Annotated in this window: 7 protein-coding genes; 5 read left to right on the top strand and 2 right to left on the bottom strand. The window is 44.7% G+C overall.

The window, feature by feature from the left end; all coding sequences use genetic code 11:
- Position 1: 1 nt before the first annotated feature.
- The gene (locus VB836_RS16365) at positions 2–1,243 is read left to right on the top strand and encodes a glycosyltransferase family 4 protein (RefSeq protein ID WP_323220726.1); all 1,242 of its coding nucleotides are present in this window, start codon (positions 2–4) and stop codon (positions 1,241–1,243) included.
- 367 nt (positions 1,244–1,610) lie between these two features.
- The gene (locus VB836_RS16360) at positions 1,611–3,737 is read left to right on the top strand and encodes a beta strand repeat-containing protein (protein WP_323220724.1); all 2,127 of its coding nucleotides are present in this window, start codon (positions 1,611–1,613) and stop codon (positions 3,735–3,737) included.
- A 282-nt stretch (positions 3,738–4,019) separates the two neighbouring features.
- Here the strand turns inward: VB836_RS16360 and VB836_RS16355 are convergent, their stop codons facing one another.
- Positions 4,020–4,898, bottom strand: a complete 879-nt coding sequence (locus tag VB836_RS16355; protein ID WP_323220722.1) for a calcium-binding protein — start codon at positions 4,896–4,898, stop codon at positions 4,020–4,022.
- A 22-nt stretch (positions 4,899–4,920) separates the two neighbouring features.
- Positions 4,921–6,627, bottom strand: coding sequence for a glycosyltransferase family protein (locus VB836_RS16350; RefSeq protein ID WP_323220720.1), 1,707 nt, complete (start codon positions 6,625–6,627; stop codon positions 4,921–4,923).
- Between the two features lie 206 nt (positions 6,628–6,833).
- Here VB836_RS16350 and VB836_RS16345 point away from each other — a divergent pair, with 206 nt between their 5' ends.
- The 3 genes from VB836_RS16345 (at position 6,834) to VB836_RS16335 (ending at position 14,797) form a co-directional block, all read left to right on the top strand.
- Positions 6,834–10,556 (top strand): glycosyltransferase, encoded by a 3,723-nt coding sequence (locus VB836_RS16345; RefSeq protein ID WP_323220718.1) that lies wholly within the window; start codon positions 6,834–6,836, stop codon positions 10,554–10,556.
- 492 nt (positions 10,557–11,048) lie between these two features.
- Positions 11,049–11,801 (top strand): peptidylprolyl isomerase, encoded by a 753-nt coding sequence (locus VB836_RS16340; RefSeq protein ID WP_323220717.1) that lies wholly within the window; start codon positions 11,049–11,051, stop codon positions 11,799–11,801.
- Positions 11,798–14,797: a peptidase domain-containing ABC transporter gene (locus VB836_RS16335; protein WP_323220715.1), complete on the top strand. Its 3,000-nt coding sequence runs from the start codon at positions 11,798–11,800 to the stop codon at positions 14,795–14,797. The genes VB836_RS16340 and VB836_RS16335 overlap by 4 nt, the downstream gene beginning before the upstream one ends.
- The last annotated feature ends 117 nt before the right edge of the window (positions 14,798–14,914 follow it).

Genomic DNA, 14,914 nt, shown 5'->3' with positions numbered 1-14,914 from the left:
CATGCGAGCCTTATTTTTGCATCCGAACTTTCCTGCTCAATATCGTCATATTATCACCGCATTAGGAGCTGATCCGAAAAATCAAGTTGTGTTTGGGACGAAAAATGAGCGTCCCGAGTGGAACATTCCCGGAGTTCGCAAAGCCCTATTTAAACCCTCTCGCGATGCCAGTCCCCAAACCCATCAGTATGTCCGCGCCCTAGAAAGTGCCGTGTTGCATGGACAGGGTGTATTTAGAATGGCCGAACAACTGAAAGCCCAAGGGTTTGTCCCCGACGTCATCTGTGGTCATTCCGGTTGGGGGCCAACGCTGTTTGTCAAAGAAGCCTTTCCCGATGTTCCCCTACTGTGTTATTTTGAATGGTTCTATCACAGTAAAGGATCGGATGCAGATTTTGACCCCGCCGATCCCCTAACTGTTGATGATATGGCCCGAATTCGGATTAAGAATACTCCGATCCTGGTCGATTTATACACCTGCGACTGGGGACTGTCTCCCACCTATTGGCAGCGATCGCAATTTCCCCCGGAACTGCAAAGCAAAATCTCCGTTCTCCATGATGGCGTCGATACCAGCTACTTTAAACCCGATCCGGGAGCAAAACTGGTTCTTCCCAACTGCGATTTATCGGGTGTAGAGGAACTGGTGACTTATGTCGCCCGAGGAATGGAACCCTATCGAGGTTTTCCGGAATTTATTGAAGCAGTGGCGTATATCCAGGAGCGTCGGCCTAACTGTCATGTGGTGGTGGTGGGTTCGGAACGGGTTTGTTATGGCAAATCCTTACCCGATGGGGTCAGTTACAAAGAGCATATGCTCAAGAGAATTCCCTTGGATTTATCGCGAATTCATTTTGTCGGGCCATTGCCTTACGGTCAATATTTAAAAGTGATTCAAGCATCTGACGTCCATATCTACCTAACGCGACCCTTTGTGCTGTCCTGGTCAATGATTGAGTCGATGTCTACGGGGTGTTTAGTGGTGGGTTCGGATACGCAGCCTGTCAAGGAAGTGATTCGCGATGGCGAAAACGGTTTATTAGTAGACTTTTTCTCCCCCAAACAGATCGCCGATCGGGTCTGTGAAGTCCTCGATCACCCAGACCACATGGCTGAAATCCGTCTCAAAGCACGCCAAACGGCTTTAGAACGCTATGATTTAGCGAAACTGTTACCCCAACAGTTAAAACTGATTCAGGACGTGGCAAATCGTTCCTTAAGCGTTCCCAGGCTTGGAAATTGAGTGCATAGCATCCCTGTGTTCATTCGTCTTACGATGGTCTAAGCGTCCAGGGGTAATGTGAGGGGATGACAGAGGATCAACTGGAACCATTCGCAAACCCACTGCGTCTAGAACGGTTGGGTACTCGACATAACTTTATAGAGAAGTGATTAGCAGACACTTAGAGGAAGGTCAAGTTTGAAAACATTTAAGGTAAACTACTGCCGTATAAACAGTCACCGACAGCCAGTAGACAGAACTGGTTGTCAGGCACTAGACTTGCTGAGGGCGGAAAGGTTAAACTACTGCCGAACAAAGTATGGTGTCTCAGGCAGTGTCTGTAGTCCCAATGGTTTTATTGACATGATTGCGGAGGAGTGAAAAATCAATGACATCACAACCAATCGGTAATCCGACAAGACTTGACGAAATACTCGGCTCGGGTCCTAATTTTTGGGATCAAAATTCGATAGTGGCGGTGAAACCGGATACTGTTTTGGGGGGAATCGGCAATGATACGATTCTCTCAGCCACTTTGGGCGGCAGTCAAATCGAGGGCGGCCAAGACAACGATATTCTCACCAGTAGAGGCCCTAACGATACACTTTTCGGGGGTCAAGGTAATGACTCTCTGATTGTCGAAAACGTCTCCACAGCAATTGGCGATGACGGTCGCGATACCCTAACCGCTACTTCAACAGCTACCCTGTACGGGGGCGCTGACCGAGACTTTATGATCGCCCTGTCGGTCAACAACTTGCAGTTCGGAAACGAGGGGAATGACACCATCTTAGGGGGTGTCCAGGGCGGTGACTCCATCTATGGCGGTAAAGACAACGACCTGATCGGGTTCTCGACCACTGGTGGTGGCAGTAACATCGGCATTTCCATCGGCTCTCAAATTGCAGGCGTTAACCAAGGTCGTAACTTCGTTGCAGGAAACCTTGGTAATGACACCATCGTAGGTACAGGTGACTCCGAAAGCCTTTACGGGGGTCAAGATGACGACTCCATTGTTGGGGTCGGTAGCAGCAGTTTCCTCGGCGGTGATTTGGGTGATGATATTGTCGTTGTCCAAAACCGCATCGAACAACGGACTGCGATCGGGGGAACAACCGCAGCAGCCTCTACTGTCGGTATCAGCCGGACAACCCTTGAAGGGGGCGATGGTGACGACCTCCTCAGAGGCGGTATTGGCTTTTTTGGCGAAGGTAGTAACCTGTTTAACGGTGGTGCGGGTAGCGACACGATCCAAAGTTTCGCTGTCCAGGATTCCATCTTTGGGGGCGATGGGGATGACAGTCTGATGACAATGACCTCAGATGTCCTCACCGCTCAAGGTGTATTCAGCAGTTTACCGGGTTTTGCTGGAGAAAGTACCCTCGATGGCGGTGAAGGCGCTGACACCCTGACAGCCGCTTTTGAGAGCGATTTCATGCTTGGGGGTGGCGGTGATGACCTCCTCAGAGGCTTGTTCACTCTGATGGATGGCGGAGACGGTAATGATACCCTCGATGGGAGTGGCTTCGTCAGAACTGCAACCACTTCACTCGAAGTCAGTCTGTTTGGCGGTGCAGGTAATGACATCCTGAGTGGCGCGTCTCAAGCTGAAACCGCAACCGGTTTAATCAACATCTTTGCGGGCGGTTCCGGAGACGACACTATTACCCTCAATTCCACCAGTGATGTCTTACTCACAGACTCCGCAAACCTGGAAGGAAACGACAGCATTACTGCCAATTATCAATTTGAAAATGATCAAGCCCCAGAAGGTGAAGTTTTTGTTCTGTTTGACACCTTGGGCGACAACGTGATTAACGGTAGTATAGGGGATGACAGTATCGTAGGGGGTGCGGGTGATGATGTCCTGCGGGGTGGTACGATTGTAGGTATTACCAGTGATAACCAGGGCGCATTGGCATTTATCGGTAAAGGAGATGACACCATCCTCGCCGGGGGTGGAAATGACTTCCTCTTCGGTGGCCAGGGCGATGACTCTCTCGTTGGTCAAGATGGAGATGATACCCTCCAAGGTAGCTTCAACTCCGACCCTGTTGCAGGTGGACCTTCTTTTGGAGATACGTTAGTCGGTGGAGAGGGAAGCGATTCCTTCTTCTATCAGTTTAAAGCTGAAGTCTTCCAAAGTACCGGAGCAACAAGCACGATAGGTGACTTGATTGGGGACTTCACGGTTGGGGTTGATAAGTTAGTCTTTACTCGTCAGGGTGCAACTAGCAATGGTGGCTTCAACTTTGCTTCCACTGGACGCCCGAACGACGATGAGTTAATTGAACTGAGTCCTACTCAAACTTACCTAGCCTCTGGAACCAGTACCGTCACTGGTGTTGTACGGGCAGAGATCAATACAGGAGTTCTCGTTTACCAACGCCAAGGCGGTATCTTACAGTACGATCCAGATGGTTCAGGTCCTGATGCTGCTACGACTGTCGCTCGCTTTAGTTTAGTCGATGGACGTGGCCCTGACTTGTCTCGGACTGACGTTACCTTTATCTAAACGTATGAGGCGCGTTCTCTGGAATTCTCAATAAAATTAAGTAGGATGGGCATTGCTCATCCTATTGTTTTTTGAGTTGGGATACCAAATCCGATTGGTAGAGTAGCACTTTAAATTCCTCCCAAATTTTGCATGAACGCTGCGATTACCTCTTGCCTTTTGCCTCTTGCCTTTTGCCTTTTGCCTCTTGCCTTTTGCCTTTTGCCTCTTGCCTTTTGCCTCTTGCCTCTTGCCTTTTGCCTTTACTGACTACAATGGCAAACTGACTTTCAGACAGGGATTTTAATCGCTAGTTTCAGGATTTTGAAATTTAACTTGTTTACCAATTAAATTCAAAAAACTTGAGCCAAAATGTTGAATTTCCATAAAATTAGCATGACTGGGAGCCGCTTTATAGATTTTAAAGGTTTTCATAATTCCTAATGTTGCCGCGCTTTCTAACGGCCCCACAAAGCTACAATCTCGGTCTAAAAAATAGGGTTGTTTCACCCAATATTCCATCTGTTCAGCATTTAAAAAATAACAGCCTGAATGGGGGTTTAAAGCCCGTTGAAACTTCACTGACTGTTCCATGACTTTTCCCACAAATTGCGGTTTTTCCTGTACATTTTGAAACTTAGCCGTTAGATGAGGTAAAAGATCGCCATCCACATAAGCTTTGGCGACTTTACCATTCGGAGAAATTTCATAGCGGTTTAATTGCAATAAACATCCATTTCCTGCATGATGAGTGAACCAACCTAACTTGACAAATAACCAAGGATCATGTAATATTAAATCATCTTCTAAATAGCAATAATAATCGTACTTACCCAAACCCTCTCGTAAAACCGCTTGACATTCAAACCCCAACAACATCGGTTCAGCTTTAGTTTGATGATGTTTGTAACTTCCCGCAGGAAACGGAAGATGGGCTAATAAATGAGCGTTTTGGGTGGTACAAATCACAATATCAATCTCGTTTCTGTTGGTTTCGTTAGCCGGAAGGGTAACACATTTAGCAATATCAATTGTGCATTGAGACTGGCTATACAACCCCCGCAACGCTGTTAATGCCATACCTAATGCCATCATCCGGGGACGAGGATCTTTATTGAGGGAAGCGTGTTTTCCTTCGTCAGTGGCTTTATAAAAATGGGGAAGAGTAAATAAAATTCGCATTGTTTTGCTACCATTTATTGATTTATTCTACAAACAATTCTGGTACACGCTGGCGTAACTGTTGATTTAACTCCGGTAAGCGATCGCGCATTTGCAAATACCAACTTCGTCGTTTGGGATAATGTTGACAAAGGAGGCGATGATTTCTCACCCATTCATAGGCATTCGCGGCGAGTTGTTGTCGGACTGTCGGATTAACAATTAATTCATCGAGTTGCGTTTCAAACTGTTTAATTGTACGATAAATTAATCCCGTTTTTCCCTGGATAATCGATTTTTCATAAACCGTTGGACTGGCTAAAACCGCAACCCCATGACCTGCACATTCTAGAAATTTTAAATCAGATTTCATTAAATTGACGGGTGTAGCAGCCAAGGGTAATAATCCAACATCACAAGTATGCAGAATATTTTGATACCGTTCATAACTGCAAAAGGCTTCAAATTCTTTGTGAGGCGTTTCTAGGGAGTCAAAAAACAAGCGATCATGAATCACCTTAACTCGGACTTTATTTTGATGTTTCGCTAAAACTCGGTTTAACGCCTGAATAATCGGTTTCCAGTCTTTTTCGCGGTTTAACGCCCCAAAAAATAACGTCACAGTTTCCCCTTGATCAATTCGCGGAGGGGGTAAATAAGCCAGTTGATTTTGAAAGACAGCAACATGAGGATTAAGTTGTCGTAAAAAAACTGCTAAAGCTTCCGTTGAGGTTTGTACAGCATGACATCCTCGATAACTTAAATAACGATTTTCTGCATATTCTCGTCGTCGCAGGGGATTATCATCAATTTCAGCAATAATCAGATAACCTTCTTGCAGTAACTGTCTTAATTTAGGCAGATAATCTTGATAAGACATAATTGCTCTCTGCCATATTATCACCTTTTCTTCTCCCGGTATTGGTGCGACTGTCGGAAAAGATTTTACTCCAGAAACCGCACGAGTTCCCGGTTGAGTTTGAGTGAAACGATCCGGTTCTAAAACACGCAGGCGATCGCAAGCAGTTGGCGCCATCATTACCGTTTGAATCAGTAAGCGACGGAGGGGTTTCAAGGAACGAGTTGCTCGAATTAAATAGCGTTGGGCGGCTGTTTGAGTTGCAAAACGATTGACGTCTAAATTTAAGGCTTGAATGATCGGTTGAATGAGTTGTAAAAACTGTTGAAATTCCTCATCTTTTTGTCCCCGAGTTTGGATTTCATAAATTTGCAGTCCCGCAGATTGAAACAAATGTTGAATTTTTTCTAGAGTAAATTCCTGTTGGGGTAATTGCTCGAGTTGAGATAATGTTTGATCCTCTCTTATTCCCCATTTTCCCTGTAACAAACCCACAATCTTCCGCCAATACTGGACGTTCGGAATACAAGCTACTACTTCTCCATCTGAGTGTAACCAATGGGTTTGATGCTGGAGAATTTTAGCCGGATTTTTCATAAACGGTAGACTATTATCATAGACCAAACAATCAACCGTTCCTGATGTTATTCCGACGGGGAGATATTCAAATTTTTGCTCGACTTCAACCGTTTCTAAATTTGATACAATTTCGAGATAGGAACAGTGAGGGTTAATTTGTTGATACTGACTTGCGGTTGTTCCTGTTTGATATCCGACTTCAACAATGACTTGAGCATTGGCAGGTAACAAGCAGAGCAAATCAGAAGGTTGAGAGAACGGATCTAAACGTTCTTCTTCTCGAGTTGGGGAGCTAGCTACATTTGTATTCATTCGTTTAACAGCCAGACTCAGCGCAATGTTCGATCAAATCCTTGAAACTGAACTGAACTCTATTTACTGTATCATAAACTTGATGTCTTTTTTCCAGATTGACAAGTTCTAGGAGTACCTGACGGGGGGACACACTCACCACTAAGACACAAAGACACGAAGATTGACTTTAAACGGTGATTTCTATTTAAACTTTATCTCGCTTAATGATGCCACGAGTTTCTGTTGTTATCCCGACTTATAATCAAGACGCCTATATTTCTCAAGCACTTGATAGTGTTCTTGCTCAAACCTATCAAGATTTTGAGATGATCATTGTCAATGATGCCTCTACCGATCAGACCCTTGAGAAAATTTTAGACAAAAAGGATTCTCGAATTCGACTGTTTAGCTTGGAACAAAATCAAGGCGAAAGTGCAGCCACTAATTATGGTATTGAACAATCCCAGGGCGAGTTCATAGCCATTCTTCATTCTGATGATGTCTTTGTTTCGCACAAGCTCGAAAAACAAGTTCGATTTTTAGATGAACATCCGGAATTTCAGGCGGTTTTGAGTTATCCGCAGCTCATTAACACTCAAGGGGAAATATTACCTCCGTCAAACTCCTTTCTAGATACCGTATTTTTTCAGCATAACCGCAGTCGCTTTCAATGGCTGAACAGCTTTTTCAAGAAAGATAACTGTCTCTGTCAAACCAGTTCCCTGATTCGCAAAGACTGTTACTTAAAAGTCGGTTTATATGATTCTCGCTTCCGACAAATTCCTGACTTTGACTTTTGGGTAAGATTTTGCATGAAATACGAACTTTATATCTTACCTGAACCTTTAGTAAACTATCGAGTTCATCCGTCTAATATTAGTGGAATCAAACCCGAAACCGTTATTCGTCACAACTTTGAACTGTCTCAAATCTTAAAACGATACTTCTGTCAAGACGTTTACGAAAACTTACTGAAAATATTTCCCGACTGTCTAGAATCCGGTGAACAACTCGAACCGCGTTTAGCTGATTTTTTAATCGCTAGACAAGCCTTAAAAGTTGAACGTTCACCCCATCGATATTTAAGTTTAGAGACTTTCTTTAACCTCTTGGGAGATTCTGAAAAATCTCGCCTAATTAAACAGTATTACAACTTCGACTATTCCCGTTTGGCGTATCTCACCGGAAGTTCTGATATTTTCAACCTGATGGCGACTCAAAAACTCAAAACTCAACAACCGAAACCGCCAACAAAAGTTCAAGCTAACTCAACCTTTTCTCCCTCAACCCTGCAAAGCCGCCCTGAATTTCCTCTCGTTAGTTTAATCATTCCGACCTACAACGGAGAAGCCTTTCTTTCCGAAGCCTTGAATAGTGCGTTATCTCAAACCTATCCTCATTTAGAAATCCTGATTTCTGATGACGGTTCAACCGATAAAACCCTAGAAATTGCTGAAGCCTTCAAACAAAAAACCGCTTTCCCGTTTTTGATTCTCTCTCATGTCAACTATGGCTTAGTGGAAAATTTGAACTTCTCCATTTCCCAAGCAAAAGGAAAATATATCAAGTTTTTATTTCAAGATGATTTACTCGAACCTCAATGTATTGAAACCCTGGTTAATCTGGCTGAAAAAAATCCAGAAATGGGTTTAGTCTTTTCAGAAAGGCGAGTGTTCATTGCTGCTAATTCTCTATCAAACCCAACCTGTCAAGCCGCTTTAAATGGAGGTAAAGATCTCCATCAAAAATGGTCAAACCTCAAACCCATTCAGTGGGGGAAAGAGCTATTATCTGATCCTAACTGTTTGAAAGGACAACTCAACAAAATTGGTGAACCCACTACCGTTTTAATTCCCAAAGCGGTTTTTGAAACAATCGGCGGTTTTGATCCCAACCTTCATCAACTTTTAGATGTAGATTTGTGGTTGAGAATTATGGGAAAATATCAAGTCGGTTTTGTCAATCAAACCCTTTCGAGTTTGAGAATTCACGCCCAACAGCAAACGCAAAAAAATATTTCAACAGGTCAAAACCTCAAAGATTATCAAAGACTTTATCAAAAGATCCTATTTGATCCAGTTTATAACTTTCTAAGCCCTGATTTTAAATCTCAGATTTTCCAAAAAATCCTGACTCAATCTCCAGAGTATTTTTCCTTAACCCAACTCCTGATCGAAAACTCTCAAAAAAATCCGCTTGATCAATCAATTTCCACCTATCTGCGTCAAATTCGTCAAATTCTCGCCCAACGATGGTTAACCTTATCCATAGACCAACTCAAACAAGCCTATCAAGGAGATTGGGGTCAAACTCATCGTGCTTTAATCAGTTGTGGTTTACTCGAAGAAGAACAAACAAACTCCGAACAAATCTTTGTCCGACGATTAACTCAACAAGTCGCTCAAGGATTTCAAGAAGTGACAGGAATTCAAGTCGTTTTAGCCGCCATGCTTTATCAAAAAGCTTATCAACTTCCCCTGCAATATCAAAATGCTTTAATTCCTAAATATATCTTTCAAGATTTTCTGGAATTTTTATTTGGGGGAGTTCGAGTTTGTCCAGAATTTGGCGAAATTGAACAGTTCGTTGAGTTCATGCAAAATTTGCTAAAATATGTTTATCATCACCTGATGACGGATACCACAAATCCCGTTTGGTTGTATATCGCTTCAGTTTATAGTCAAGTTTCTCAAGGAGAGGTTTGGAAACTGTGTCCTCACCCCCAGAATTTAAAAGCCTTATGCAGTTATCGTGCGGATATCGTCGAAATCTACTTGAAACAAACAGGTCATCGAATTGAACAGGATTTAGCACCGAAAAAGTACCATAATTCTAAAATTTGTTTGGGAATTTTCATCGAAAAAATAGGCTTTAATAGCGATACTTTTGCGATAATTCCTATTCTTAAAAAAATAGACTTGACACAATTTAAGCTCATCCTGTATACTTTTAGTATTGAAAAAGATATTTTGGGTCAACTGTGTCCAAACTCAATAAATCAGCCGATTCAACTGCCAGAAGCCTTAACTGAAGCGGTTTCCCGCATCCGCCAAGACTGCCTCGACTTCTTGTTAATCGCGTCTGATGTCACCGCCCAAACCAACAAAACTTTTAAACTGGCATTACATCGACTCGCCCGCCAACAACTAATCACCGCAACCTCGGGACTGACAACGGGAATTCGCCACATCGACTATATTCTCACCGGAGAACTCACCCAAGCCTCAGCCGAACCAGAACAGTACCGAGAGCAAGTGATCAGCCTCAAGGGATCAGGATTATGTTGGAATTATCCCTCAACGTTACCCGAGGCGACGGTAGAGCCGACACGTCAAAGTTGGGGAGCAACCGAAGACAGCGTAATTTTTGCCATGAGTGGAAAACTCAATGCGATCGCCCCAGAGTTCAGACAGACTTTGATGCAAATCTTGGTTAATGTTCCACAATCAATCATCCTCTTACTTCCGCAAACCTCAGAAGAAGCCCAAAACAATATTATTAGCCCCGTTTTCAACCGCATCCAATCCGATCTCAGCCAAGCCGGAATAGATGGGAAACGATTTGTTAGGGTCAAGCCCTTAAATTCAGTGGCAGACTTGAGAAAATATATGAGTTTAGCCGATATTTATTTAGACTTATTTCCCTGTAACGAAACCCTAGCAATTGTCGAAGCATTACTCGCTCTCGTTGTACCGATCGTTTACGAAGGTCAAACCCCTCGCCACCGACAAAACGCTGCCTTGTTAAAGGAACTGGGAATTCCTGAACTGATTACCCAAACTCAGGAAACCTATCTTCAACTCAGTATAACAGTCGCAACCCAGCCCAACTTCCGCCAACAGTACCGCCAGAAAATTCAGAATACCCTGAAAAAAAATCCGCCCTTTTTAGATAGTCAAGCCTATGTTAGTCAGCTAGAAGTCATGTTACAAAACCTCAACCGATAACGACTCGAAAACTTAGAATTTAAGCGTTAAACCTCAACCCAATTTTCAGCCCGACTCGGGAAAAATTAAGAAGAAAAACCACAAAGATACTAAGACACAAAAAGAGAAAATCTTGATCAGTTTGTATTTTTTGGAAACCCATACTAAAATGAGAAGGACGCCACCCAACAAAGTTCTGAGATTTCCTACGCACTCAACCCCCATCCTGAAAACACTGCCTCAAACCTGTCTAGTTAATTTTAGAGAATAACTCAGATTTCTGTGAGTAGTAGACCCACTCTAGGGTAGTCTAAGACAAGAGGCAACCTAATTTAATAGTCTTAAGCAATAAAGCTAGGTAATTCTCCTGAAAAGCAATAACCTGGGTGTATCCCTCGCTGAGGGTTAGTTGTGTCTGCTATTATCGGGACAGTAAGATTATGGTATTAGGGGTCGCAGTGGCAGTCCCACAGTCAGCTAGAAAGGCATAGTGCAAGTCCGTTGGAGAGTCCAATGACAGGAGTGTATAAGGTCGGAGAAACCGTTATCAAAGCCGAAGAAATACCATTACTGCTGAAGCGTTATCAGCTTATGCCTCAATTTCTCAGAGAGGTAATCATTGATGGCGCGATCGCGGGGATAGACTGTAGTGAAGAAGAACAAAAAACGGCATTAGAAAAATTTGCCGCTCAACATCAACTCACCTCAGCCGAAGCCCAACAAGCATGGCTGAAAAGCCAAAACCTCACCACACAAGATCTACAAGCGATCGCTGAACGTCCTGTTAAACTGGAAAAATTTAAGCAGAATACTTGGAGTCACAAGGTAGACAACTATTTTATTAGCCGAAAAAGCAGCCTCGATCATGTGGTTTACTCGCTCATTCGGACGAAAAACTCAGGACTCGCTCACGAACTGTACTTCCGTATTCTAGAAGGAGAACAATCCCTTGCAGAAGCCGCTCGTGAATACTCCGAAGGGCCAGAGTCACGCACCGGAGGATTGTTAGGGCCAGTGCCATTGTCTCAGCCGCACCCGGCCATTAGTAAACTGCTATCGGTCAGTCAACCGGGACAACTGTGGGCGCCCCGTCCTCTAGCAGAATGGATGGTGATTATCCGCCTAGAAAAGTTTATCCCGGCACAATTAGACGAGTCTATGCGTCGCCGTCTAATTGATGAACTGTTTGAAACCTGGATGCGCGAACAACTGACGGCAGTCGGTTCGCTTGAACCCCTTCAAACCTCAGTGTCTTCTGTATTATGACCACAACTACCGTATCTCAGACTCAGATTCAAGCCTTTTTAGCAGAAACCAGCCCTTTTGATCGGTTGTCAGAAGCCGCTCTTAAAGCCATTCTGCCCAAATGTCAACTGTTGGGTTATCGCACAGGTCAACCCATCTTTGAACGGGAAAAAATGCCCACCCAAGTGTCGATCATTTATCAGGGACAAGCCCGGTTATTGGGTTATGACCTGAGAACGCAACGCCACATGAGTTTGCGACTGTTGGGGGCAGGAGAAATCATCGGCTGGCCGGGTTTAATTCGCAGTATTCCTTGCGAAACGGCGATCGCCTCGACAGATATGATTTGTATTACCCTGCCTGCTGAAGAGTTTCTGCAATTAATCAGTCGAGAACCCAACTTTGGGGAAGCCTTCCGCGATCATGCCAGCATTAGTGAAGTGTTTGAGCTATTAAGCCAGGAAGTCCAACGACGAGCCAATTTAGGCGGAAACCTCAAGGAATTGAGTCTGGATGTCTGGCCCGATGCCGTTGTTGTTAACCTGCTCAACGGTCAAAAGCGAGTACAGGACTTAGCCTCGATGCTTGACCCGGATCGGGTTTGGCTGATTAGTAAGGGGTCTGTGGGTGAATTAACCACCGGAAATCGACTGATTTTAGAGGGACTGCAAGGCTCCCTGAAAATAGAAGGAGCCTCCGGTGGAGTGCGGTTAATTGGAGTTCGTCCAACCCTCAGTTCTCAACCCGAAGAAGCCAACTCCGCACCCAATGGGGAAACCGCAACAATTCACAAACCCCTGGACTTGTCGGAAGTTCCTGTTGCTCCCCTGACTCCCCCCGATCCCGAACTCGAACTGGCTCAAGCTTCTCAACGTTTCCCAATTGTACGGGGTTCAGGACAAATTGACGCCCCCTTGGCTTGCTTTAATATGTTGAGCAAGTATTACAAGGTCAACTTTCGGAAAGACCTCGTGCGCCGGGTTCTGGAAAATCAATTCACCACCGTTGGTTCTATTAGCCTACAAGCCTGTGGTGCTGTTGCTCAAATGATGGGCCTCAATGCCCAGTTAGCTCAAGTGCCAGCCAAAGCCATTAGTCGCCTCAGAGCGCCTGCTCTGGTGTCGTGGAAAGACAGCTTTGCCATCCTCTACAACATCACTGAGCGAGAACTAACCATCGCTACACCGGAACGGGGTCTCAAACGGATGCGTCCGGCGCAATTTGCCGAGACTTGGGGCGAAGACGGACAAGTGTTACTGCTGCAAGCCCCCAAAACTGAACAAAAAGAACAGTTTAGCTTCTGGTGGTTCTGGCCGGCGTTGATGGAGCATCGCACGGTATTTCTGGAAGTGCTGCTGTCATCGTTTTTTGTGCAGTTGTTCGGGCTGGTTAACCCCCTGATGACCATGATCATTATTGATAAGGTCTTGGGACAGCGAAATATTGACGCCCTGAATATTTTGGGGGTTTTGATGTTGGGGGTGGCTTTATTTGAAGCTTTGCTTTCCGCCCTACGAACGTATTTATTTGTCGATACGACAAACCGCCTGGATGTCAAACTCTCGGCGGAGGTGATTGATCACTTACTACGGCTTCCCCTCAACTATTTTGATAATCGTCGGGTTGGAGATTTGGTCGGTCGGATAGGAGAATTAGCGAACATCCGCAGTTTCCTAACTGGAACCGCTCTGACGGTGGTTTTAGATGCGGTGTTTTCCGTCGTTTACGTGGCGATGATGTTCTATCTGAGCATCCCGATGGCGGTTGTGGCTTTGGCTCCCTTGCCTCTGTTTGCGGGGATTATTATTATTAACTCTCCGATTATTCAGCGATTACTCAGGAAAAAAGCCGAACGTTACGCCGACTCTCAATCCTACCTCGTAGAAGTGCTAAATGGCATTCAAACGGTTAAAGCTCAAAATATTGAACTGAAATCTCGTTGGGAATGGCAAGGACGCTATGCTCGGTTTATGAGCGCTTCTTTCAACACCATCTTGACTCAAACCGCTTCGAGTTCGATTAGTGGCTTCCTCAACAAACTCTCTGGACTAGCTCTGTTGTGGGTGGGCGCTTATTTGGTAATTGACAACAAACTGACGATCGGGGCTTTAATTGCTTTCCGAATTATCGCCGGAAACGTCACCGGATCGCTGTTGCGGTTTGTGAGCGTTTGGCAAAGTTTCCAAGAGGTGGGAATGTCCGTTGAACGTTTGCGGGATGTGTTCGACTCTCCTCCAGAAGTTGATGCGGACGATCGCAATAATATTCCCATGCCTGAAGTTTATGGGGCTGTGACTTTTGAGGAAGTGTCCTTCCGCTTCGGTGAAAGTGGGCCTTTGCAAGTGGCTAATGTGAATTTAGAGTTTGCAGCCGGATCATTTGTGGGAATTGTTGGCTTGAGTGGTTCGGGTAAAAGTACCCTGATGAAACTCCTACAACGCCTCTATCCGCCTCTGTCTGGCCGGATTAAAATCGACGGCTATGATATTACCAAAGTCGAGATGTATTCGCTGCGTCGTCAAATTGGAGTAGTTCTACAAGATACCCTGCTGTTTAATGGTACGGTTCAAGACAATATTGCCCTGAGTAACCCCGATGCGGGGAGTGATGAAATTATTCGGGCTGCTAAAATTGCTGCGGCTCACGATTTTATCATGGGCTTGCCCAATGGGTACAATACTATCGTAGGAGAACGCGGTGGCTCTCTGTCCGGTGGACAACGACAACGAATTGCGATCGCTCGTACCGTCTTACAAAATCCCCACTTGCTGATTCTCGATGAAGCCACCAGCGCCTTGGATTATCAGTCTGAGCGCCTGGTTTCCGAAAATTTAGAAGAAGCCTTTGAAGGTCGAACGGTCTTTTTTATTACTCACCGTTTGCCTACCGTCAGAAATGCCGATTGCATCATTATGATGGATCAAGGCTCCGTTGTAGAGCAGGGTAGCCATGATGAACTGATGGCACTCAAAGGGCGTTACTACTGTCTATTCCAACAACAGGAATCACAACAATAGTCGGGTATTCAATGAGAAAAGCTGGATTAATGATTTTAGATCGATCTCCCCCGAACCCATAAAAACTTGGGGTAGGAGTGTTAGCGGTGAGGGGTAAAGTGAAACAGATACTTACAA

The sequence above is a fragment of the Limnoraphis robusta BA-68 BA1 genome (assembly GCF_034932365.1).
Lineage (GTDB): Bacteria > Cyanobacteriota > Cyanobacteriia > Cyanobacteriales > Microcoleaceae > Capilliphycus > Capilliphycus robustus.
The sequence above is the reverse complement of the archived record's forward strand: the minus strand, read 5'-3'. Positions and strand labels throughout refer to the sequence as shown.

Bases quoted from the DNA above. Each gene is read 5' to 3' on its own strand.
- VB836_RS16355 (WP_323220722.1), bottom strand. From the start codon at position 4,898: ATGCGAATTTTATTTACTCTTCCCCATTTTTATAAAGCCACTGACGAA.
- VB836_RS16335 (WP_323220715.1), top strand. From the start codon at position 11,798: ATGACCACAACTACCGTATCTCAGACTCAGATTCAAGCCTTTTTAGCA.
- VB836_RS16360 (WP_323220724.1), top strand. From the start codon at position 1,611: ATGACATCACAACCAATCGGTAATCCGACAAGACTTGACGAAATACTC.
- VB836_RS16345 (WP_323220718.1), top strand. From the start codon at position 6,834: ATGATGCCACGAGTTTCTGTTGTTATCCCGACTTATAATCAAGACGCC.
- VB836_RS16365 (WP_323220726.1), top strand. From the start codon at position 2: ATGCGAGCCTTATTTTTGCATCCGAACTTTCCTGCTCAATATCGTCAT.
- VB836_RS16350 (WP_323220720.1), bottom strand. From the start codon at position 6,627: ATGAATACAAATGTAGCTAGCTCCCCAACTCGAGAAGAAGAACGTTTA.
- VB836_RS16340 (WP_323220717.1), top strand. From the start codon at position 11,049: ATGACAGGAGTGTATAAGGTCGGAGAAACCGTTATCAAAGCCGAAGAA.